General features: G+C 49.3%; 13 protein-coding genes. 6 read left to right on the top strand and 7 right to left on the bottom strand.

Translation table 11 applies throughout. The features are described 5' to 3' along the window. Window positions 1–950: 950 nt before the first annotated feature. The 4 genes from EL628_RS20460 to EL628_RS20445 all read right to left on the bottom strand — a co-directional run bounded on the left by EL628_RS20460 (window position 951) and on the right by EL628_RS20445 (window position 15,154). The gene (locus EL628_RS20460) at window positions 951–4,436 is read right to left on the bottom strand and encodes a helicase-related protein (protein WP_126581710.1); all 3,486 of its coding nucleotides are present in this window, start codon (window positions 4,434–4,436) and stop codon (window positions 951–953) included. Further along, on the bottom strand, window positions 4,437–9,347 hold the full coding sequence (locus tag EL628_RS20455) for an Eco57I restriction-modification methylase domain-containing protein (RefSeq protein WP_126581709.1): 4,911 nt from the start codon (window positions 9,345–9,347) through the stop codon (window positions 4,437–4,439). A 129-nt stretch (window positions 9,348–9,476) separates the two neighbouring features. Beyond that, entirely contained in the window at window positions 9,477–12,998 is a 3,522-nt protein-coding gene (locus tag EL628_RS20450; RefSeq protein WP_126581708.1) for an NACHT domain-containing protein, read from the bottom strand. Between the two features lie 344 nt (window positions 12,999–13,342). After that, window positions 13,343–15,154: a glycoside hydrolase family 2 protein gene (locus EL628_RS20445; RefSeq protein ID WP_126581707.1), complete on the bottom strand. Its 1,812-nt coding sequence runs from the start codon at window positions 15,152–15,154 to the stop codon at window positions 13,343–13,345. 134 nt (window positions 15,155–15,288) lie between these two features. On the opposite strand from EL628_RS20445, the gene EL628_RS20440 reads away from it, so the two are divergent. Then, a complete protein-coding gene (locus tag EL628_RS20440; protein ID WP_126581706.1) occupies window positions 15,289–16,137 on the top strand; it encodes an AraC family transcriptional regulator in 849 nt (282 codons plus the stop codon). Window positions 16,138–16,148: 11 nt separating this feature from the next. Here EL628_RS20440 and EL628_RS20435 read toward each other — a convergent pair whose 3' ends face one another. Together EL628_RS20435 and tgt are read right to left on the bottom strand one after the other, a co-directional pair. After that, window positions 16,149–16,979 (bottom strand): class I SAM-dependent methyltransferase, encoded by an 831-nt coding sequence (locus tag EL628_RS20435; protein ID WP_126581705.1) that lies wholly within the window; start codon window positions 16,977–16,979, stop codon window positions 16,149–16,151. Further along, a complete protein-coding gene (gene tgt, locus EL628_RS20430) occupies window positions 16,969–18,120 on the bottom strand; it encodes a tRNA guanosine(34) transglycosylase Tgt (RefSeq protein WP_126581704.1) in 1,152 nt (383 codons plus the stop codon). The genes EL628_RS20435 and tgt overlap by 11 nt, the downstream gene beginning before the upstream one ends. A gap of 341 nt (window positions 18,121–18,461) precedes the next feature. On the opposite strand from tgt, the gene EL628_RS20425 reads away from it, so the two are divergent. The 3 genes from EL628_RS20425 (at window position 18,462) to EL628_RS20415 (ending at window position 22,064) form a co-directional block, all read left to right on the top strand. Then, window positions 18,462–18,881 (top strand): organic hydroperoxide resistance protein, encoded by a 420-nt coding sequence (locus EL628_RS20425; RefSeq protein WP_126581703.1) that lies wholly within the window; start codon window positions 18,462–18,464, stop codon window positions 18,879–18,881. Between the two features lie 358 nt (window positions 18,882–19,239). Further along, window positions 19,240–20,697, top strand: coding sequence for a TldD/PmbA family protein (locus EL628_RS20420; protein WP_126581702.1), 1,458 nt, complete (start codon window positions 19,240–19,242; stop codon window positions 20,695–20,697). Between the two features lie 20 nt (window positions 20,698–20,717). Next, on the top strand, window positions 20,718–22,064 hold the full coding sequence (locus EL628_RS20415; RefSeq protein ID WP_126581701.1) for a TldD/PmbA family protein: 1,347 nt from the start codon (window positions 20,718–20,720) through the stop codon (window positions 22,062–22,064). 60 nt (window positions 22,065–22,124) lie between these two features. Here the strand turns inward: EL628_RS20415 and EL628_RS20410 are convergent, their stop codons facing one another. Next, entirely contained in the window at window positions 22,125–22,337 is a 213-nt protein-coding gene (locus tag EL628_RS20410) for a hypothetical protein (protein WP_126581700.1), read from the bottom strand. Window positions 22,338–22,362: 25 nt separating this feature from the next. Between EL628_RS20410 and EL628_RS20405 the strand changes: the two genes are divergently transcribed. Both EL628_RS20405 and hflX read left to right on the top strand, forming a co-directional pair. Next, window positions 22,363–22,920, top strand: a complete 558-nt coding sequence (locus EL628_RS20405; protein ID WP_126581699.1) for a CvpA family protein — start codon at window positions 22,363–22,365, stop codon at window positions 22,918–22,920. Window positions 22,921–23,026: 106 nt separating this feature from the next. Beyond that, window positions 23,027–24,328, top strand: coding sequence for a GTPase HflX (gene hflX / locus EL628_RS20400; RefSeq protein WP_281276559.1), 1,302 nt, complete (start codon window positions 23,027–23,029; stop codon window positions 24,326–24,328). Window positions 24,329–24,466: the final 138 nt, after the last annotated feature.

Genomic DNA, 24,466 nt, shown 5'->3' with positions numbered 1-24,466 from the left:
AGCAGGAAAAGAGGAAAGAGACAAGCGACTTTCCCTACTTTACATCGTTTTATGTATGAAATGGTGCGTAATATAGCAATACAAGTAGGGAAGGTAGCTTGTCTCCTTCCAAAATTTCCCGTTCCGCCATGCCAGCCCCCCCATAGCATCATTTCCCCATTAAGCCATGGAGGGGTGACCAGAGTGGAGTGGGAAAAGAGGAAAGAGACAAGCGGCTTTCCCTACTTTACATCGTTTTATATGTGAAATGGTGCGTAATACGGCAAAACAAGTAGGGAAGGTAGCTTGTCTCCTTCCAAATCTCGAAGCTCCGCCATGCCAGCCCCCCCATAGCATCATTTCCCCATTGAGCCATGGAGGGGTGACCAGAGTGGAGCAGGAACAGAGGAAAGAGACAAGCGACTTTCCCTACTTTAAAGTGCATGATGTGTATTTTTATGTTTGAGATAACATTACCAGTAGGGAAGGTTGCTTGTCTCCTTCCAAAATTTCCCGTTCCGCCATGCCAGCCCCCCCATAGCATCATTTCCCCATTAAGCCATGGCAGGATGACCAGAGTGGAGCGGGAAAAGAGGAAAGAGACAAGCGGCTTTCCCTACTTTAAAGTGCATGATGTGTATTTTTATGTTTGAGATAACATTACCAGTAGGGAAGGTAGCTTGTCTCCTTCCAAAATTTCCCGTTCCGCCATGCCAGCCCCCCTATAGCATCGTTTCCCCCCATTAAGCCATGGAGGGGTGACCAGAGTGGAGTAGGAACAGAGGAAAGAGACAAGCGGCTTTCCCTACTTTACATCGTTTTATGTGTGAAATGGTGCGTAATACGGCAAGACAAGTAGGGAAGGTAGCTTGTCTCCTTCCAAAATTTCCCGTTCCGCCATGCCAGCCCCCCCCATAGCATCGTTTCTCGTTTCCAATTGAACAATGGAGGGGTGAACAGGGTAGTTTAGATTACCAGATATAGTCAAAACAGATGAGTTTCAGATCTTCACGTTTCAAGCGAGGTTGCTGAATCCGTTGTATTGGACGGAGATCAGTGGCCTCACCAATGCTGAGAACGCTCTGTAGAAGCTCTGACAATTGCCCATTCTTGGTAAAGATATCATAGGCCTTCTTTAAGGTTTTGATATAGACGCGTGGTTGTGGAACATTGAGACGACGAATAGCGTCAATAATCTCTTGACGATTGAAGCCGGGATGATCATAGACCTGGCGCAGGATGACGATAATCTTTTGTTGAATCGGATCAAGCGTCCTGGGGGCCTCTTCCTGGTGGGCCTGCTTTTCGGCGCTTTGCAGAATGTCGGCGATGACTTTTTCCTGGAGGGCGAAGATATCCAGCTCTCGCGATCCTGGTACGCTGCGTAACGTTTCAGGAGAGCATTGAATCAGATTGGTGATGAGATAGCGATTCTGTTCAATCTCTCCTCCAGCATGGCTCTCGGTAAGGTCGATATAGCGCCAAAAATGCTGACGCCTTATCTCCATGCCTGGTTGCTCTGGCTGGGGAGTGCGGCGTTTTTTTTCACGGGTGCTAAAGGCGAAAAAGACTCCTCGTGCTCCCTGGCGCTCCAGTCCACTATGAATGCCGTCTGGCAGGTTTTGAAGCTGTTCGCGCATCCCTTGATCCAGCAGATCTTTGAGCGATTGGAGCAAAAACTCGCTACTGACCAGTTCGGCAAATTGTTCTTGCTCTTCAACAACGCTGCCATCCTCATCCTCTATCCGTTTCAAGGTATTAAAGTTCTGGGGGTGAACAATCTCTCCAAGGATGCTGGCATCGAGGAGGCCGTTGCGATCAATGGCAGCAATCTTATTGGAGAGGCTCTGTACCAGCCCGAGTAACTTCTCCAGGCCATCATCGGGGAACATATTCATAACCCAGAGCGTCTCAAAGCTGGTTCCCAGGCGATCAATTCTGCCTGCCCGCTGAATCATTCTCGTTGGATTCCAATGCAGATCATAGTTGATGAGGAGCCCGCAGTCCTGAAGATTCTGGCCTTCCGAGAGCACATCGGTAGAGATTAAGATATCAATCTCTTCTGTTGTGTCTGCAATCTCTTCACGATGATTGGCTCGCGGGGCAAACTGATGGACAAGCCGGGAGCGCTCTTTGCTATCGGCTCCGCTGTCCATGCGCCGAATATGAGGATTGCCTGCCTGATCTCTCCATGGACTGTTCTCATCGCTACACAGTTGTTGGTAGAGGTAGCGAGCTGTATCTTTGTAGTAGGTAAAGATCAGAACTTTCTGCCCTTTGAGCTCTCCACTCAATAGCTCCAGGAGGCGCTGAAGTTTAGCATCACGTCGGGATGGAATCTGTGAGATCCGTTGCCAGATCTCACGCAGGGCGTCAACATCTTTCCGTAGATCGTTGTGGAGCCGTTTGAGATCATAACGGGTTGTATCAAGCCGAGGGAGCTCTTCAATAAATTGCCTGGCCTCTTGCTGGTTGTCAATCTCCTCGGCGCGGGAGTTGGGCGTGGTTGTTGCATCATCCTCTTCATCTTCGCGCGCCAGGAAGCGCAGGGCCTTCTGAAAGCTGGCACTATCTAAGATCTTGTTATCGAGTACATAGCTTTCAAAGGTCTCAAAAAACTCCAGGGCGCGGCGCACGCTGATCCGAAACGCTTCGATGCTGCTCTCAAAACGCTTGAGATAGCGACTCTTAAAGATGCCGACCAGGGCTTCTTCGCGACCTTCCTCCAATTGATCTCGCTCAATCCCTTTCTTTTTGTAGCTCTCCAGACGATAGGGAGCGAGCCTGAGCCCTTCAATCCGCTCTACGATCTGGCTATAGATCCCATCATAGCTTTGCTCTAGATGATAGCGGATGGTCTTGAGCTTCCGTTCGGGCCAATGAATGCTCTCGCCTTTAATGGTCGCGTCTGGATAGGCATGTTTGATAAAAGGGCGGGTGCGCCGAATCACGACCTCTTCTAGCAGGTTGAAGAGGGCTATGCCGCTTTCTTGCTGACGATTAAGACGGCGGGCGGCGGCGAAGTAGCGTGGGAGATCGCCAATGCCTGCGGTGGCAAAGTAGCCGCGATCTCCTCCTGTCATGAGATTAATCTGATGGTAGAGATCAAAAACCGTATTATTGATCGGGGTGGCTGTCAACAAGATCAGTTTTTTGCGCTCATGGCTGAGGCGTCCCTGTCTCTGGTTTGCTGCCAGGAGCCGTTCAAGGTTCTCATAGCGGCGGGTCGTCTGATTGCGAAAATTATGACTCTCATCGATCAGGATTAAGTCGGCGTCGGCGTCCTGATAGATCTCAAAGCTCTCTCGTCCCAGGATCTCCTGGGTGATGATGTGGGCTGCGATATTGGCGCTTCTGAGCTCTTCCTGCCACATCTTCTGAAGAGCTGCAGGGCAGATCACGACGGTTTTGTAGCGGCGATGATAGGCGTAATCCTCCAGAAGCTTTTTTCCGATCCAGGTCTTGCCAAGTCCGACGCTATCGGCAATCATGACGCCGTCGTAGCGGGCCAGGATCTTCCGCGCCTTCTTTACTGCATCCTCTTGAAACTCACTGAGCTCGACGGCTGAGCGGGTTCCGCTGCTCTGTTCCTGTTCGCTCTCCAGTTCATCGCTGAAATAATCAAAGAGGGCCTTCATGTAGATCTGGTAAGGGGTATATTCTTTGCGCCCAAATTTGGAGGCATTTAGCAGTTCGATCAGCTCTTCTTTAAAGTCTCGTGAGCTATCCCAGCAGCGCTCATACCAGTCATTGAGCTGGTGCATGGCAAGCAGGCCGGGGACGTTGGCGGCAATTGTGCGCTGCTGCGCGGGCAGTTCGATGAGTTGCTGGCGTTCTGGAGCCTCCATGATCCCTTTGACGCGTTCGGGGCCGATCTCTTCGGGCAGGAGACGGGCGCGATGAACAAGATTCAGTTCGCGGCTAGTATGCAGGCCGGCCAGCGTAAAATTGGAGGAGCCTACGATGGCGGCATCTGGCATCAGACGCGCAAAGTCGTTGTCGCCATAGAAGAGGTAGCATTTGGCATGCAGAAAACCCTCCTGATGGTGACGAACGAGAACCTCCTGTCGCTGGAGGAATGCGATCAGTTCTTCGACAAGATCCTGGGTGTGGGCATTAAATGGTTCATCGGAGAGCTCGCGCAGCAGACCTTTGACGGGCCGGGCCGCCGCTTCACGAATCCCAAGATCTGCCCCAGCCTCTGGCTCATCGCCCAGTAAGAGGCGAAAGGTGCTGAGATGGGCCAATCCTTGCTTCAGTAAGCGCCAGCCGCCCACATTAAAGTAGGCGCTGGCAATATCCAGCGAGTGCCCATGGTGCAGTGCTAAGAGAAGATTCAAGATGGCTGAGAGCTTATGCTGTTGATTATCAATCACAAAGGGCAGCTCTTGCGCGGTAGTTGGCTGCTCGCTGGTGGTATAGAGTGGTAGCTCAAGCTGTCGATCTGGCTCTGGCATCTATCGCTCTCCCTCTACGATCTGGATCTCTTCTGCGGTCAGTCCATAGAGCCGATAAACGATCTGGTCGATCAAGGCATCGGTCTGCCGCAACTGTTCTTTGAGTGGGAGTACAACCTGTAGGCTCTCACTATAGGCTGCCTTGATGAGCTCCAGGGTTCCCCGGGTCGGTGGCGGGTACATCCGTTTCAGATTATCCCTGGTGAGCAGAATCTCTTGCAGTCGCTCAAAAGAGAGTGGCTCCTCGTGTTTCTGATAGTCACCAGGATAATCCAATAGCTCATCCTTATACTTGAGCAGCGCCAGACCCTGCTTATCCGGCTGTGGCTGAAGATGGAGTTGCAGTACCAGCCATTCCAGAAAGCGCCGCTGCTCAGCCTGCTTCTGCTTATTCAGATCCAGCATCACTTCTGCAAGATATGCCAGCAGATCCTGAACCACATCTGAGGCCTCTGGCTGCTGAGAGAGATGATGCTGGACAAAGGCCAGGATCTCTGCTTGATTTTGTGACGAGAGAGTCGTCTGATAAAGCTGTTTGGCCTCTACAAGGTATTGGGTGCGAAGAGGTTGTGGGGTGGCAAAATTGATCTTGTAGATAGGAATTTGAGCTATGTATTGGTATATAAAACGCATATAACCACCTCTTAGAGATGGCGATATTGTTCGATAAAAGAATTCAACTAGTGATGAATTTAGTATAGTAAGCAAAATTATTTGATGAGGAACAATTGGCATGATATATGTTGTATTTACTGCATATAAGTTTTTCGAGTCGAATGCAAACTGGGTATGGGCTGCAATATCGGGAAAGACAATCTTCGGCTTTTCAAAATCTGGATAGTAGTCGCAGTGACGGAGCTCCCACCAATATTTCCCTTTATCCCAGCGTTTTTCTAACTGCTCTTGATACTGCTGAAGATGTTGAAAAATGGCGGGATAGCGTTTGATGGGCACGCCTACATACGTCCAGATCAGATATTTTTCCTGAAAATCGATGGTATATTTGCGCACATTCTCCCCCACAAGAAAGGGCTTAATAATCTCAGCGCTCTTAGGGTCTTGTGCGATCAATTGTTCGCGTGTGGCTTTGTCGATAATAAAAGCCTCGTTGAAGCCTGTTAAGATGCCTCGTCGGATAGCGCCCCCCGTATACTGCTCAAGCGTCACGCTATTGACCTTTAGTTTGTCCAGGATGGCCTGGGTTGAACTGGAACTGAGGGTCCAGTTCTCGCCCTCGAAGGAGTTACGGGGAAGAGCGGTGTTGACCCTGGCAATCTCCAGGGGCAGTTTGTCAAAGGCTAGGGTCTTCATTAATGCATACTGGATCGGCTCCTGTGAGGGCCGGGCCCGGGTTGAAGAGATAATCACGGGGTAGGCGGTGGCATCGCCAAAGACTGGCAGGTCGCCAAAATCGATCAACTTTTCTAGTTTTACTTCGTTTATAAGATACTTGCGCAAGTTTTTGCCATAGTTGGCACGCATAAATTTATTGGCGGTAATCATCCCAAAATGCGATTTTATCCCCCCCCCGTTGTGCAACAGAGCATGGCCGCGCTCGATAAAGTATGTGTAGAGATCCGCGATATTACTATGCACGTTTTTATAGAGCTCTTTGAAGGCATTCTTATCTTCGCTTAAGCCCTCTTGCCGAACATAGGGCGGATTGCCGATCACGGCGTCAAAGCCTGCCATGCCATTGGGCTTCCGTCCCAACGCATTGAAAAAAACCTCCGGGAATTCCAGATCGTAGTGGAAAAAATTTTTATGTTGTTTATCAGCTAACTGCTGGCCCTTCTCAATTGATGCCAGCGTCAGCCCTTTGAGCTCGTGGTAGCTTCCATGCAAGATTTTTTTTGTCTGTGTATTAACAGTATCCTGGGCCCCTTTATTGCCAAAGTACTCACTGATCCAGACATCCATCAAGCGTTTATAGGGGGCCAGCACCTGTTCCGCATCGGTATAGAAGTTCTGAGACTCATGGACCTCTTTGACGGTTACATCAGCCCGTTTGCTGAGCTGTAACATCATATCAGTCCCACTGAGAAGGGCTGCAAAATCCATCCCCCAGATATTCCGCGCCATACCATCTTTTACCTCCTGGATACTGCCCCCCAGCAGCGAATTACCCCATTTCATATGGTGATCCAGGAAGGAGAGCGGGGCACCCAGCGTAAAGCTATCCAGCCAGACGCTCACCTTAGCCAGCTCTACTGCCATACGATTCAGATCGACGCCAAAGATACAGCGCTTCAGGACCTGGCGCTTGAGCAGGTTGATCTCGGTCAAACGATTGCGATCGATCGAGACCTCCTGCTGCTCAACGTCGCTGGCAATTGCCAGCTCAATCTCTTTGAGGGTTCTACGAATTGGATTATTGGGGTAGCGCTCGAGAAATTTCAGCATGCGGCGCGTAATATAATCAACGGTCTCGACCAGGAAGTGGCCGCTTCCCATAGCGGGATCGAGGACCTTGATATCAAAAAACTCATCAACCAGCTGTAGCTCCTCTGGACCGAGCAGGATAATCTGTTTTGGTCTGATCTGGCGACGCTCAAACTCTTTATTGTCGCGCTTCTGCCTGACCACCTTCTCCTCAATCTGTCGGAAGCGAGGGATGAGGAGCTGCTCTTTGGCATCCAGGATGGGCCCGACCGTCTGTTCAACAATATACTCAACAATATAATCGGGCGTATAATAGCTGCCAGTTGATTTCCGATCTGAGCGATCATTCTCAATATAGGCATCATTGGGGCCTTTGACCGAGGCATACTTTCGGGCTGGAGGAGCCTTGCGAGCGGGTACAATCGCCCCTTTGACCTCCACCATCTCTTCAGTCGCGACACGCAGCTTAAATTCCAGCAGCCCCTCATAGATGCTCCCCAACTGGCGAACGCCAAGACTTTTATAATCGATCTGCACCAGCTTATGGCTTTTGGGATCGAGATTGCGAGCCAGCTTATCCAGTCCCGAGACCAGATGGCGATCAGAGATCGGATAGCTGCTTAACAGATAGGTATCTAGCTCCTGGGGAGAGAGCGTATCAATGAGGCGCTCCCACTCCTCAAGCGTCCTAACAGGAGCTGCCAGCGAGCTCTCCGTTAAGAAGAGACCGCCATTATACGTTGGCAGATTAAACTGAGGATCGCCCTTATCAACCGCGCGGAAGAGGCGGTTGAGGTAGTGGTAAAAGGCCACACTGTGATAAGAATATTGTTGCTCAATCGCCTTAAGCGCCTGCTCCTGATTATCGCCAACGCAATCAGCAATCTCAAGTTTTAGCTTTGTCAGGCTCTGTTTATAATAAGATGGATCACGTAGCGGCAGTAGATCGCGGCTCTCAGCATAGAGCAAGAACAGCAGTCGATAGAGATAAGTCAATGTAGCATTAAAGAACGGTTTCAGCACCTTGTCGCACTGCTCAGGGCTGAGCAGGCCCATATTGGTAGGAAGCGTCCCGGCCCGTTGAGCCGAATGGACCAGACCCTCGGCAAAGTAGGCAAATATCTCCTCAAAGATACGCTTCTTCAGCGAATCGCCTAGAGTTAAGGCATATTGCTGGCTTTCAAAGAACAGATAATCCAGATATGTTTTCTGCTCATACTGAGGATAGTGAAGAAATGCCTCAGCACTAAAGAAGAGCCAGAAATAGCGGAAGGCATCCTTCGCCTCCTGGCTGTGCTCGCTATCGCGTCTGATCGCCAGCGTCTCCGCCAGATCAATCTCATAGTAATTGGTCGCGCGGCTATGAGCTTTAGCCGAATAGAGTCGCCAGAGCTTGCCATTCGTCAGAATCGCCCAATCTACCCCCTCTTGATCGAGAAGATTGACCACCACCGCGCCAGGATTCTCCGCATTGGTCTCATCCAGTCCCTGTCTACTGGCGGCCATCTCTTCATTTACCGCCTGGTATGTATCCAGTTCACGGCCCCAGCCATAGGCCAGGCAGATCGCAATCTGCTGTTGCGTTGGCTGGCCCGTCTGAAGATCGCGAGCGTAGAGCCGATAGCTAGGCTGGCGTACACCATTGGTATCAACATAGGAATCGACCACCCTGGCATCAAAGTGAAGCGCCGTAAAAAGCTCCGTCAGGAGTAGATCCCGGGTTTGCGCCAGCGGTTGACCATAGAGGGTACGGTCGATCCCATCGTACAGCTCACGGGCGCGCTGATAGCTCCTATCAAAGCGGCGTAAGACCGGGCCTGGCTTCCTGGTCTGTTGCCAGAAGCCATCCGCATCATCGTGCAGATTGATCAAATAATGATCAGAGAACAGAGCTCGATTATTAAAATATTCTTCACTCCAATCAGCGACATCAAAGGCACTATGGAGGATATGACAGTGGGCCGCCACACTTCTCCCTCTGGGCCAGGCAAGCCGATTGAGCACCCGTAGAATCACACGTACCCGTTTGGGATGAAGAAGATCAACCTCTATCTTTCGTGGCGTCGCCTTTCCCACCACAAATGCAGAAGCCATCTCTGGCAGACTTTGCTGCATCAATAGATCAGGCGTTTGATTGGTAGGTTGTTGAGTGAATATACCAGCTGCTCGATCGACATAGAGCAAGGTTATCTTCCGCTCACCGGCTTTATTGAGAACGACCAGGAAATCTGCATTTTTTCGGCTGAGCTCTTGAAATATTCTGGTCATAAGAGGAGCAGTTAACGTTTTAAGCGTATAGTAATAGACATAAAAGACGGATGTCTCATCAAAGTGCTGAGCCAGTTGTTTGCAAGAGAGAATATTTTCTAATAAAAGATCATTTGTATGAAGAGACGTCTGATAATCGTCCTGGAGCGAGCCTTGCTCAGGAATAGCATATCCTAATTGGGAGAAGAGTTCTTGTAGACTATTGGCACCTAAGAGGGATGGAAGCATCTGCTCAGTAATTTCAAAAGTAGGAGACTGCATTGTGCTTATCTCATATTTCTAGCGCAAGCGCCCATAAATAGACATCCACAAGATAAAGATATTTCAAAATATAAAACAAGACTAACATCGACAGGAACGGCCTGTCAAGATAAAGACGAATCTTTTTCATCAATTGATGCTATTAGATCTTTTCACAAGCGTCAACTCAGTGGATGGAGAGTGGATAATTGTGAGACCAGTACGACGGCAGCTAGTATAGAGGGCCTGGTACAGCTCATTCGCAATGTCGCTCTGAAGAGGAAGAAGTTCGACCAGTTTCTGAATGACCCATTCCTCATGAGCCATTCTTTGTAAAGCATAGGCTGAGCTCTGACGAACCTCCAGAAGGGTTCGTGTCGAGAGGAGTTCGAGGAGCGTGGGAATAAGGGTGTTTCTTTGCAGCCGGGAGAGACTTTGAATAAAGAGGCACCGTCGCCAACTCTCCAGACGTCGATCAGTGATCACATCGCTTAATTGTTGATCTGGCATTATTTTTGTCACACTATCCGTTAACTCATCCAGATAGATACCATATGTATGGAGACTAACCAGACGATGTTCATCCTGCTGTATCAACTCTTCTCCAAGGGGCATAAGTTGTGAATCATCTCCTAACCAACCAAGTGTCATACGGATTGCCAGTTGTAGATATGTGGGTACGTATGAGGAAATAAGCAGAGACTGTAGGAAAGTAACCGTGAGGGGATGGGTACTTCTGCGTAGAGCCAGAGCCAGCCAGATCCTCGTCTGTTCAGTTAAACGTTCATCCTGTATCCACTGGATAAAAGAGTCATGATTGGCCAGCTCATCTCTTTTGAGCATTCTTTCCGCAATACTCTGGAACTGGTAATAGGTGAAGGAGTGCACACAGAGAAGCTCAGCCAGACGTCGCTGAACCTCTTCGTCATCAGTCTCTACCAGCGTATTGATCACGTGTTGATGTCTGACCGGGTGGAGCTCGCCTTTCTCCAACAAAGGGAGAACCTGCATCAAAGCAAAATCTGGGACAAGCTTGATGAGCGCGATAGCACACGCCTGAAATAGATCTGGATCATTGCTTTCATGGAAAAGTTGTGTGAGCGCCGGGATGGCATTCGTAGCCATAAGCTGTGCTAAAGCCAGGGGGAGCGAGTTGCGAATACGAGATGAAGTTTTCTCATTTTCGAGAAGTGAAAGGAGCGTTTGGATCGCTCTAGAGTCTCCCACAGCACCAATCAGCTCTGCATAATCCAGAAGAGGGGAGACAAGAGCCTGTTTATCCTCTTGCAAAAGTTGAAAAAGAAGCACTAGATTCTCAGAAGTACAAATGGCACGAAGAGATGACTGCACAACATTCTCCATCTGATACTCGGAAAATGGAGCATAATCACTATCGGATACAACCCATTCAAAAACGCCCTGATTGGCCAGCAACAGAAGTCGTTGTGCTATATCACTTGAACAAGAGCCACCAAGAGCCAGGGCCTGTATAATAGCAGCTTGCATGGAATGCTCCGTCGAAGGAGTCAGGAGGGCAAAGAGGCTTGCATAAATCGTACCTTCGGCATCAAATTTCCCTATGTTTACCAGGGTTTCAGCAATCTGACGTTGGAGAAGAGGATTCGAGGAATTCTGAAGCAGATGTAAGAGTAGAGCTGGAATCCGTTGTCGGACCTCCCTCATTGTTCTAATAGAGGGGAATGAGCAGAGACAGCGGCCAGCCAGTAAGAGATTCGTAAAAAAAATATCATCCGCAGAGGTAAACAAACGATGAAGAAAAGGGCCTGCATCATTAGTTAATCCTATAAACAGCAGAATAACCTCTTCCCACCAGGGATCGCCGCGATAGTCAAAGAGTTCATTCTCCACATGATTTATCGTTACATATGTAGCTGCAAAATACTCCTGAAACGTGAGATGAAGAAAACCAAAGTAGTCATGGCCCTGTTGTCTTAAGAGGCCATTCTCACTACTCATCTCTTCCAGGATAACATCAACCTGATGAGAGGGATGATTATAATGAGCAATGAGATCGGTTAAGATTTTTCTGAGCTCTGAGCCCTGTTCTGAGCTTAATCGGCTTTTATGAAACTTCCAGGCAATCTCAGGAAGCATTGCCAATTGTTGTGAGACTGGAAAAACACGCAGGCGTGTTCTGTGACGGCTTCGATCCCAGTGTGAAAGAAGTTCATCCACACAGCTTTTATACAGATCAGCCCGGTGATAAAAAGATTGACCACCATTGGCCTCATAGGTTAAAGCCATGAATGAAAGCAAAAGAGGATTAGCAGCCAACATTTGTAGGCGTGGATCATTGTGTAGCATTGCAAGAAACTGCTGAGAGTTGATTGAGTATGTAGCATCTCTATAGTGGGAGAACCACTTCTGGATAAATTGCTCAATTTCAGGAAGCTGAAAATTCTGTATGGCTAGTTCTGTAAAACCAGATAGACGTCCATATGCGTTATAGCTAATTTTGCGGGCAGTAACAACGAGAGGGGCCTGAGGATACTGTTTGGCAAGCAAGAGGATTGCTCGACAGACCCTTTGGTACGAGGTGGCAGCTTGCTCAAGGGTCGTTCCTATAACCGTCTCATCAAGGGCATCCAATAGAATAATGACCTGACCCTTTTGAAGTAATTGATCAAGGTGGTTAAAAGAATCCGTCTGCGAGAGATGGTATTGACTTTGGAGGTAAGAGCATGCGAACTCCAACAAACCTTCTTGTGAGAATGGAGTCGCCATTTCATGAAGAGGGATATAGAGTGGAAGAAGAGAGGATTGGGGTTGAAGGGATTGAAGAGCCAGCCGTTTTAATAACGTCGTTTTTCCTGCTCCAGGATCACCAACGATGACGCAGCGCTGAAAACGTTTGATTGCTACCATGGGATCGAACGTTTGAGTGGATCGCTTATCGTTTGCTTGTTGTTGCCTTTCTGTGAAGGCGAAAGATTGTTGTTGGTTAAAGTCTTCAGCTCGTTTGATCTCTTGCTGAATCTGCACCTTTACATAAATATCTCCAACGGAGACAGGGTGATTCATCGTAAGAACTTTAATCTGAGCAATCTCAGGATCTTGTATCAAGTACCTTTTGTAGAGCTCTTGCCAGTCCTCATTCGAGAGAGAGGATACATTGAGCGCTGGTAGAGATATCTCTGTTGGAGGATCTCGTTGGGCAAGGGTTTCTAATCTCTGTTCAGCTACCTGGCGGATTCGTTGCCCAACATTGCTCCACCATTCTTCAGCTTCGGCCTCACCTTGCATGCTGGAGAGAGGCTCATTCCAGGGATGAGCTGGTTGACGATCAGCAATCCAGTCGAGATTCTCGCGAGGAAAAGAGCGAAGAAGAATAGGAATAATAACAAGGCCACCATCTAGTTCTGCTTGTTGAAGAAATAAAAGATCTTCTTCATAAATACTGTCTTCAGCCTGAAAATTGACGCCAATCAGCAGAATCGCCATGTGAGCCTGAAAGATCATAGCACGCAAGCTATCGAGGCGATTGTCTCCCGGGAGAATATTCTTCTTCTCGGAAAGGCTATAACTGATGTCAGAATGACGAAAAGAAGCCTTGAGGTGTATCTGTAGCTTCTCAAGATAAGGTTTATCATGAGGATGATGGCTTGCACAGAGGTAGATAGTAACAGATCTCTTAGCAGAGGATGATAACACGAGGATCACCTCCAATAGAATTATAGTATGGCTGATTTAAATATGAAGAAATATTGATAGTATATGGATAGTATATGAATATTCTATAACTTCGTCAATAAAAGAAGGTGATGTCCGAGGTTGTGTCCAAAAAGGGGGGGGCGGTTCTTCGGGAGGATGAGGGAAGGGAGAAAAGGTCATCGTGTATCGGGAAGATGGAGGGAGGGAGAAAAGGTCCTTGGTAATCGAGAAGATGGATGAATGGTGAAAAGGTCCGCGGCCATCATTTATGATGGTTGATGAGAGCCAATCCAACCTGTTGCCCTCTGATGAGCTACGAGTGATGTTCCACGGCTCCGGTTTTTTTACGCTTTTTCGATAGCGGCCTGGCGGGTCTGAATTTTGCGGAGGCGTTCGCCATCGAATTTGAGGCCGCGAGCATAGGTATAGATACCGTTCTGCTCAATCGAGACATCTGTGAGCTGGGTGTAGCAGTAGCCAAACATATGCTCGTTATCCAGGAGGATGTCGCAGAGAGCCTGGAAGCGGCGATAAAACTCTTCCTCACTATCGGGCGCTATGCCATAGCCCCAGCTAGAATTGGTATTGCTGTGTCCGGCCTTATGATCAGGCTGCCACCACATACCCCCAAATTCGCTGACAAAATAGGGCTGACCACGATAAGGAGTCGAGATCTGGACCTTACCATCGCGCTTATTCGTAAACGCGATTCCTTCACCGAGATGTGAGTGTTCCTCTTTGAAGGTCTCCAGATCCTTCCAGAAATCTTCTCCAGTGAGATAATAGTGCGAGTCATAGACGTCGGTCTCAAGGACACGATGCGAATAGCCAGAAGCATCAAGCACAGGCCGTGTGGTATCCATAGCTTTGGCCGCCAGGAATAGCGCACGCGTAGCATCACCCAGCACTGTGTTGCTATCGCGTATATCCTGGATGGTCTCATTGAGGGCACACCAGCCGACAATAGCAGGATGTGAATAGTCGCGCTCCAGCTCTTCAAGCCACTGTGCTGCAAAGGTGATGGTATAGCTGGGATCATCCTGCCAGGGGACACGGTCCAGCGCACCCCAATCGGGGAATTCTCCCCAGACGAGATAGCCCATTTTGTCGGCATGATAGAGAAAACGCTCTTCAAACACCTTCTGATGTAGCCGGGCTCCGTTAAAGCCAGCGGCCAGGCCAAGTTTGATATCCTGGATCAGAGCCTCTTCATTTGGGGCCGTCATAATGCCATCAGGATAGTAGCCTTGATCCAGCACGAGACGTTGAAAGATCGTCTTGCCATTAATTTTGATCGCCTTCCCGTCCAGACTGACACTGCGCAGGCCAGCATAGCTGGTGAAGCGATCAACGACTTTTCCCTCTGCATTGCGTAACTCGATGATCAGATCATAGAGATGAGGATCTTCCGGTTGCCAGAGACGACGGCGCTCGGCTGGAATGGTCAGATCGAGGCGTGGTGCCAGATCGAGGTCGGCTCGCGTCTCATTTTCAACAACGACCCCCTTTTCATCCAACAAGGTCGCATGCAAGCGCAGGCCAGGTGTATTATTGGTCAGCGGCTGCTCCAGACGAATGATGCCATTGGCGACATCAGGAGTGATACGCGTGCGGCGCAGAGCAATCTCTGGCACAGGTTCAAGCCAGACTGTCTGCCAGATGCCAGTCGTACGTGTATAGAAACATGTATAGTCGGCGAACTGCTGCGATTGCTTACCTCGTGGTTGACCGGGGCGGCTATCATCGCGAGCGCGTACAACAATGGTAATGGTCTGTCCAGCGATCTGGCCCAGATCGCAGCTAAAAGGTGTGAAGCCGCCGCGATGGCGAGCCACCTCTGCACCATTCACCCAGACTGTGCTATCATAGTCAGCAGCCTGGAAGTGTAACAGCACCCTTTGTCCAGCCCACTCCGAGGGAACCGTCACAGTGCGTCGATACCAGACAGCCTGCATAAAATCTTGATAGTGGATGCCTGATAATTCGGACTCAGGGCAGAAAGGGACGGTAATCCGTTGCTGTAGAGAACGTTCGACGAGGCCGCGCTCAAAGCCGCTATTGCCGTGATCAATCTCGAACTCCCATTCTCCATTGAGGCAGAGCCAGTCTGGACGGACAAATTGAGGACGAGGATACTCTGGACGTGGGATATTCATTCTTGCTCCTCCAGGTGATGCTGGCGACACTGGCTAGCATCTTATTGCTACAAGGTTGGTTTTGATACGTGGCCTGTCGATGCAAGGCCGGTCAGATCTGCTGCTTATCATACTGAAGAAAGCGAATAGAGGCCATGAGTTATTCCAACGTTGACCTTCGCGAAACCCACATCGTTGGGATACGAACGCGCGAACAGATCATCAATTCGCAGCTCCATCCAGCCCTGACCAGCTATCAGATCTGGTTAGCTGGCATCTCTTCTGCCTTCCCTCCATTTCAGTTTGTGCGCCATCGGCCAGCCACGAATCAGTTTCTTGTCTGTTTAGCTGGCAGAGGTGAGGTCTGGTATGAGAATGAGTGGAGGCTCTGTAGTGCTGGTATGGCCTATATTACTCCGCCCCATAATTTTCATGCGTACCGGGCCCTCGATCAAGAGCAGGCCTGGAAGCTCTGCTGGATTAACTATAGTCCGAGCTTTCATGATCACTTTATGAGCGCAATTACTGCGCCACTTTTGCTTGATGTCGAGCCACAAGAATTGGCGCTGGCGATGGAGGGTCTCTACCATGAATGTATGGGAGCAGCCGAAGAGATTGCGATCCATCATTGGATACAATTAACGCATCTCTATGCGCAGCGTCTTCTCGGCGAGCGAGCGCGAGATAACCGTCTGTTCAGTCTCTGGAAGAAGGTTGACGCCAACCTTTCGCACTCCTGGAATAATGAAGAGTTAGCCGCAATTGTGGGAGTAAGTAGTGAGCATCTGCGTCGGCTCTGCCAGCAGCAATCTGGTCATAGCCCGATGAAGCATCTCACGCTCTTACGGATGCAGCGGGCGATGGCTCTGCTGATTAGCGATTCCAATACCATAGAGGCCATTGCCTTTCGCGTTGGCTATGAAAATGCCTTTGCCTTCAGCACAGCCTTCAAGCGCCATGTTGGAATGTCGCCTTCCCAGTACCGGTTACGCAATCAGCCATAGCAAAAGAAGCTTCAAGCAAAGACCTGACCTTTATCGACAAGAAAGACTAATTCAGTCGCAAACTCGTACCGTTTGATCTCCCATGCTTCATCCGCAACCAACTGGCGAAAATGAGCCTCATAAAAAGCAGCCATACCTTTGCCACGACCACCGAGACTCTGCACAGGAAATGAAACAATGAGATAACGAGCCTGTATCTGCCTCAACAGCCGATAGCTTGCCTGTTTATCTACCTGTTCGAGGCATGGGAGTGCCTTGAGGATAAAGGCTACATCAGCCGTTTGAGCAGGACAATGAGTAATGACATTACACGTCTCAGCGTAGCCAGGGATATGTGCTAATGAGAGGTAGGTATTCAGGAAATCTGTCATCTGCTGATAGATATCATAGGCATAATACTCAACGTGGGGAGGAAGGCACATCCAGGGAATAGCCAGAGGGTTTAGCCCGCAAGCGATATCGAGGACGCGATGGATAGGTGGGAGCTCCAGCAGCAGAGTCGTATAGAATTGAGCGAGAATAGGAATACGTTCGCGGGTCGAGGCATGACCATGCATAATCTTACTGCTTGCCTGCTTAATACTCTGCTCATCTCCAGAGAGGAGCGCTTCCTGGAGCGTACTGAGCCAGACAGCGTAGTTGGAGCGATCATCTAGATACGCTCCTCCAATCTGATGAAGTTTATTTTTAGTAGCTTTCAGCGCCTCTTTCAGATTGCGGCGCTTTGCCAGTTCCTGGGCCCCGATGGTCTGAACCAGATCGGGACTGACATCACGCTGCTTGCTACTGGAGAGAACTTGCTGCACCAGAAGCGCGATGAGATCCTGCTCTTTATTGGACATCGGCAGCCGCTCGCAAACGTTGGGTGAGCATCGTCATAAAGCGCAGGTTGTGTATAGTAGCCAGGCGAAAAAAAAGCGTATCGTTGATTTTAAACAGGTGGCGCAGATAGCCGAGCGAATAGCGTTGACAGCAGAGGCAGTCGCAATAGGGAGAGACTGGCTGATCGGTCTTGATGTACTTATCGTCGTTGGCATAAACGTAGTGAAACCACTTCTCGCCCGCAGCAAAAGAGGATTGAGGGCCCGTAAAAGCATATAGACGAGCGTGACGGGCATCGCGTGTAGGCATAGCACTATCAAAGATACCATAGCCAATTTTTGTGCAATCGGCGATATTAGCTGGATGACCAACTCCCAGAGCATGCATCTGATAGTGAGCAGGGATCAGCTCGCGGGTATACGTAATAATCTCCGTCAAGAGTTTCCCCTGCCCATCGAGTGGCCAACCACCATAGCCAAAGCCATCAAACCCGATCTCCAGCAGAGCCTCAGCACAGCGTTTGCGGAGCTCAAAAGAGCCACCTCCCTGAATGACCCCAAACAGCATAGGCTGCTTGCCAGCAGGGAATTTCTTCTGTTTCAGTAAGCGTTCAAACTCTTTTTTGCAGCGTTTCGCCCAATCGATTGTATGCATTACTGCATCGGCCTGAATCTGTTCGGGGGCATCGACATGTGTACAATAGTCCAGGCACATAACGACATCGGCATCATAGCTGAGTTGAAGTTGAATGGCTTTCTCAGGCGTAAGCTGAAACTTGCGATCGGCACCCTCGGGCTTAAACGTAATGCCATCATCGCTGAGTGAGCCAAACTTTGCATTCTGTTGAATGAGCGAATATGCCTGAAAGCCTCCCGAATCCGCAACAATGGGCCGTTGCCAGCCGCTCATTTTGTGCAAACCACCAAGAGCCTGAATAGTGGAAGAGCCAGGTTTCTGCATGAGATGGAACGTATTCATCACCACTGCTTCAACCGAGCAGTTTTCCAGGTCGGCAGCGTCCAGTGAGCGTACGACTGCCAGCGTCGCATCTGGCATATAGATTGGGAGCTGTATCTCTCCATGTGGTAGGGAGAGCGTGCCATACTGATCTTGAGATTGAGATGTAGAAGAAGAGAGATTGCTCGTCGTCACCTGACTCATGCCTATCCTTTTTCTGACTGGTGCTATGCAGCCTTAGTTTGAAGATCTCTAAATATTCTAGACCTTGATATAAATATCAATTATACACCACATGTATATCTCCAGAAATATTGTCTGGCACTTGTCCAGATGCCAGAAGGTGAGCAGAAGAAATTTTTGATTGGCAGAAGAATGGGAAGGAAATAGGAAGAGGCCTTTGTTGTAGACTTTTGGTGAGGGTGGGTTCTAGCCCAAATTAGGTATACCCACTTTTTCAGCAGAAACTCTCTTTGCATTTGGTTATGTATGCACTGACAAGATCACTATTGCCAGACACTTTCGATATGAAGGAGAACAGATACATGAAAATTCTTTATACAGCAGAAACGACGGTCCATGGTGGGCGTGAGGGAGAGGCTCGCTCATCAGATGGTAACCTTGTTGTGAAATTGGCGACACCTAAAGAAATGGGTGGGACGGGTGAGCCAGGTACCAACCCTGAGCAGCTCTTTGCAGCTGGTTATGCAGCCTGTTTTCAGTCTGCTCTGATGCTAGTAGCACGCCGACAGCATGTGGATGCGGGCAAATCGACCATTGTCTCGAAGGTTGGAATTGGTCCAATCGCTGGTGGTGGGTTTGGTCTTGAGGTTGAACTCCATATCTCCATTCCAGGCGTTGATCATGAGACGGCTGAGAAGTTAGTTGAGCAGGCGCATCAGGTCTGCCCCTATTCCAATGCCACACGTGGCAACATTCCCGTAACACTGGTTGTCGAGAACTAAGAACACATCCGGAATAGAAGGTAGCCAGTCTGCTTCTTGAGGAACCAGGTCTTCTTTTGAAGAATGGGAAGCGTCACAGGATAATCGGTAGCAAACAAGCAAGGATTTTTGTTTGTTCGCTACCGATTATCCTGTGTATTGTATTGTAAACAAGACAATTGTAGAGCCAGAGAGAGTTTATAGAGTGGACAGCCACTTTCAAAAATGCATACAATAAAGATATTCTAATAAGAGCGAGTGCAGCCGTTTTGGGTACAAGTATCAGCATTGTAGGCAACTTCGTCTGGCTCAACATCTTTTTTTATCCCTTGCTATGCTGATTCACAGCTTGTACTATTTATGCGAAAGGGAGATGGCCATGCGGGATCTGGCTATGCGAGCGCTCAATGCGGCCCAACAACATGGTGTGAGCTATGTTGATGTACGGGTCATGGAGCGAACGACAGAGGGGATCGAGGTACGCAACGGGCGTGTTGAGGGTGTCTCGAGTACGATCAGTAGCGGTTTCAATGTTCGTGTACTATTAAATGGGGCCTGGGGCTTTGCAAGTAGTGCCCGTTTAGAGTTAGCTGAAGCGGAGCGCGTGGCACAGTTAGCTGTACAGATAGCTCGCGCGAGCGCTCTGGTGGCAGGAGAAGGGGTTCGGCTCTCGCCGTTAACCGCTCAAAAAGGTTCTTATAGTACTCCATTACAGAGAGATCCATTTCAAGTGCCGCTGAATCAGAAGGTACAGTTATTGCTGGACGCGGATGCAGCAATGCGTAGCGTCAAAGGGATTACTCTCACCAACGCGAATATGGAATACTCGCGCGAACACAAATTATTTATCAGTTCGGAAGGAAGCGAGATAGAGCAGGTGCTCTATGATACGGGAGCAGCGATCTCAGCTAGCGCAGTTGATACAGAGAGTAGTGAGATTCAGACACGCTCTTATCCTAATTCTTTTGGTCGTCAGGCGGGAACCAGTGGGTATGAATTTATTGAAGCTATGGATCTGGTAAAGCATGGTGCACGTATTGCCGAGGAGGCAGTCAGTCTGCTCACTGCTCCGCAATGCCCCAGTGGTCTGATGACAATAATTCTTGATGGTCCCCAGACAGCGCTGCAAGTTCATGAATCGTGTGGTCATCCAATCGAGCTGGATCGTGTCCTGGGCTACGAGGCAGGGTTTGTCGGAAAGAGCTTTCTCACCACGGATAAGTTGAATGGACAGTATCGCTATGGTTCAGACGTCGTCAATCTTACTGCTGACGCAACTATTCCAGGGGGATTAGGCACATTTGGCTGGGATGATGAAGGCGTGCCTGCTCAACGCACACCAATCGTCTCACGGGGCATCTTCAGCGGATATCTTATGTCGCGAGATACAGCCCCTTTGATTGGCCTGAGCAGCAATGGTTGTGTGAGAGCCGATGGCTGGAATCGTCTCCCAATGATCCGCATGACCAATGTCAGTCTGGAGCCAGGAGCGTGGAAATTAGCGGACCTGATTGCCGATACCGAAGATGGCCTCTATCTCAGCATTAACAAGAGCTGGAGTATTGATGATCGGCGCTTAAATTTTCAGTTTGGGGTAGAGATGGCCTATGAGATCAAGCATGGCCAGTTGGGGCAGATCTATAAAAACGCAACTTACACAGGAATTACACCACAGTTCTGGGGGAGCTGTGATGCTGTTTGTGGAGGCTCTGATTGGACAGTCTGGGGAACCCCCAACTGTGGGAAGGGTGAGCCAATGCAGGTGATGCGCACAGGGCATGGTGCCGCTCCCGCACGTTTCCGTAATGTGCAGGTCGGCGTTGGACGCTGGTCTTAGGTAGTCTGGAGGGCATCCACATGTATTTTGATGAAGCAAACGTGCGTACAATCTTACAAAAAGTCTTACATTACTCGCAGGCAGATCAGACAGAAGTTGTTTTTACAGCTACCGAAAGTGCCTTAACGCGTTTTGCCACCAACTTTATTCACCAGAACCTGGCTGAAAATGATCATGAGCTGCGTGTACGGGCGGTCGTAGGGAAAAAAGTAGGTGTTGCAGTCACGAATCGACTTGATGATGAAGCGCTCCATCGTGTGACCGAACAGGCATTGGAGATTGCTCGTATTCAGCCCGAGAATCCAGAATTTCACAGCCTGCCAGCTCCCCAGCAGATCATCCCCGCTCGGGGATATGCTGAAAGAACAGCAACCATCACGCCAGAGGAGCGAGCACATGGGGTCAAAACCATCGTGCAATTAGCAAAAGAGCGCAATCTAGAGTCTGCCGGTGCCTTCTCAACCAATCTGCATATCAGTGCCGTTGCCAACTCGTTGGGTATTTTTGCGTATGAGATGCGGACCGATGCCGAGGCACATGCAGTAGTAATGGCTGATGCGCAGGGTTCAGGCTATACTCAGCGTATGGCGACGGATAGCAGCGCCTTTGATTTTGAAGAGATGGCCCAGGAAGCGGTTGGAAAGGCCGAACGGAGCCGTAATCCGATCAGCATTGAGTTGGGAGAGTATCCAGTGGTGTTAGAGACCTATGCTGTGGCCGATATGCTTCAGCATCTGGTCTTTATGGGTCTTTCGGCAACGGCTGTGCAGGAAGAGCGCAGCTTTATGAATGGTCAATTTGGGAAGCAACTGGTTCATCCAGGTATTACCCTTTATGATGATGGGCATGATCCACTGGGTCTGCCTCAAGCCTTTGATTATGAAGGCGTCCCCAAGCAGAAGGTAATCATGTTTGATAAAGGGATTGCCAATGCCGTCGTGTATGATTCTTTTACAGCAGCTCGCGAAGGGAAGGCAAACACGGGCCATGCACTGCCTGCTCCTAATAGTGAAGGTCCAATGCCAACGCACACCGTCTTAGCAGCCGGCACATCAAGCCAGCAGGATCTTCTCAAAGGCATCAAGCGTGGCATCTATGTAACGCGTTTTCATTATACCAATAGCGTGCATCCAGTGAAAACCTTATTTACAGGCATGACGCGTGATGGAACGTTCTTGATCGAGAATGGAGAGCTTACCCACCCGATTAAGAATCTTCGTTTTACGCAAAATATTCTGGATGCGCTACGGAATGTAGAGGCAATTGGCCGTGAACAGCGTCAATATGTTGACTATCTAACCGTCGTTGCACCTGCTCTGCGTATTGCTCGCTTTAACTTTACAGGAATTACAGAGAGCACCCTCTAGATAGGGGGCCCATCTTTATGGTAGCTGCTTCATAAGGCTTCATAGGGAGAGCCCATTCTACTATAGTCTCGTGGGAGCATAGTGGAGTGGGTTCTCATGAAGCGGCAACGCAGCGGTAGGTAAGATGGGCATCACCTCTGTCTTCTCTCTTGCCTTTTCAATGAAGCAGCCGCCATAAAGACAACCATTTGTGAGGTAATTCACAAAGGAAGAGTTATCCAGACCCTTTACCAGACGATGAGGATAGTGGATAATAGTCTCAACTGTTATCACATTAGCACTCTGGAAGGACAAACCTATGGCACTGAGCGTAATAGATCTTCTGTTTGTCATCACAATGGTACTGTTAATTATCAATGGATTGCGTAATGGGGCCATCTTTAGTCTTGTTAGCCTGTTGATCCTTCCAGTAGGACTGGGGGTTGCCTATTTCTATGGACCCTCCTTTACCGAACTACTGGCCAATAACGGTATCCCGGCAACGCCTTTGATCTCGTATGGCGTTCTCTTCATCGGCAGCATCCTTGTCCTGCATATTCTTGGGAACCTGGTTCGAGGGGTCGTAAAGAGTGTGCCACTGGTCAGCCAGGGAGATACCCTGTTGGGAGGAGCGATTGGATTTGTTGAAGCGTGGCTCATCTGGCTTATTCTGTTGATCATCCTGGGCACCTTTTTGGGAAATGTGCAGTCAAGCATCCAACAGGGCTCAACACTGATTCCAGGTTTTAACATTCACGTTGATCAATTGCAGGCCTGGCATGATTTTTATAATCAAGCTGTTACCAATAGTCTGTTTGCCAAAGTGAATGGATTGTTTGTCAAGCAATTGCCCAATCTTCCACACTTACCCCAATAGAGAGAACAAAACTTGCTTTCTTGCTCTCCGCTTCATACAATACTATAGTAATAGTGTTTGGATTGAAATTGTTCGGAGGTAGCATACGGCAAAGCAAGATCGTCTTATTGAGACGGGAATCAATCGAGGTCCTGAGCGTGCCTATCTGGTAGCTGTTGAGTCCGCGCATGAAGACACGATGTGGAGTGTAGAAGATTCGTTAAATGAGCTTGAGGCCCTGGCCCAGACCGCCGGTGCAATGGCAGTTGGACGTATGCTTCAGCGCTTGCCGCATCCAGATGGAGCCACCTATGTTGGAAAAGGTCGTGCCCAAGAGCTCGTTGAGATAGTGAAGCGATTGGATATCGAGCTAGTCATTTTTGATGATGAGCTCTCGCCCAATCAGCAACGGACGCTCGAGAAGTTGTTAGATGTGCGGATAGTGGATCGAACGGCTCTCATTCTGGATATCTTTGCTCTTCATGCACATACGCGCGAGGGACAATTGCAGGTTGAACTGGCCCAGATGGAATATCGCTTACCGCGGCTCTCCAATCAGAATGTGGAGTTTACACGTCAGGCTGGCGGTTCGCGTGGTGGTACAGGTGTCGGAGGAGCCATTGGTGTGCGAGGTCCCGGTGAAACCAAGTTGGAGATTGATCGACGGCGCATTCGGAGCCGCATCTCAGATCTAAAAGAAGAGATCGAAGAGGTTCGTAAGCAACGAACTATTCATCGTCGGCAACGTTCAGGTCAGGTATTACCCGTGATTGCAGTGGTTGGGTATACCAATGCCGGCAAATCTACGTTGTTTAACACCCTTACCTCAGCTGGCGTGATAGCAGAGAACCAGTTGTTTGCCACCCTTGACCCCGTCACACGCCATATTGTTCTGCCAAGCAACCAGGAGATCTTACTAACAGACACAGTTGGTTTTATCCAGAAGCTTCCCACCCATCTGGTAGCGGCCTTCCGAGCTACTCTGGAAGAGGTAGTGGATGCGGACGTGTTGCTGGAAGTGGTCGATATTCATCATGAGAATGCGATCGAACAGAGCGACACCGTCAACGAGATTCTGGGAGACCTCAAAGCGCAAGATAAGCCTCGTGTGACAGCTCTCAACAAAATTGATCTGCTCGACTCATCAGATGAGATTGATACCAGTCTGTATCCCAATGCCGTCCCTGTTTCGGCTTTGCAAAAGATCGGCCTGGATGCCTTGCAAGAGAAGATCGCCGAAGTACTGGCCCAGAATATGGAGACAGTTCAACTCTTGCTTCCCTATCAAAAAGGCGAACTGGTCGAGCTTTTTCACCGGCGTGGCTCGATTGACCTTGAGGAGCATCAGGAGAACGGAGTGCGCATCAATGGGCGACTTCCTCGCTCTTTACGGGGTCTCTACACAGCCTACATACAGCCTGCTCGATGACAACGAACGAGTAGCAGGATAAATAAACTGTACAACCTTCGCTCGTATGAAAGATGCTAGCGAAGGTTGTACAGTTTATCTTCTATTACCCTAGAAGTGCTATTTCACTTGAAGCTAATCTAGTTCCTGTGTTATTCT

Origin of the sequence: Tengunoibacter tsumagoiensis (assembly GCF_003967535.1) — a bacterium.
Lineage (GTDB): Bacteria > Chloroflexota > Ktedonobacteria > Ktedonobacterales > Ktedonobacteraceae > Tengunoibacter > Tengunoibacter tsumagoiensis.
The sequence above is the reverse complement of the archived record's forward strand: the minus strand, read 5'-3'. Positions and strand labels throughout refer to the sequence as shown.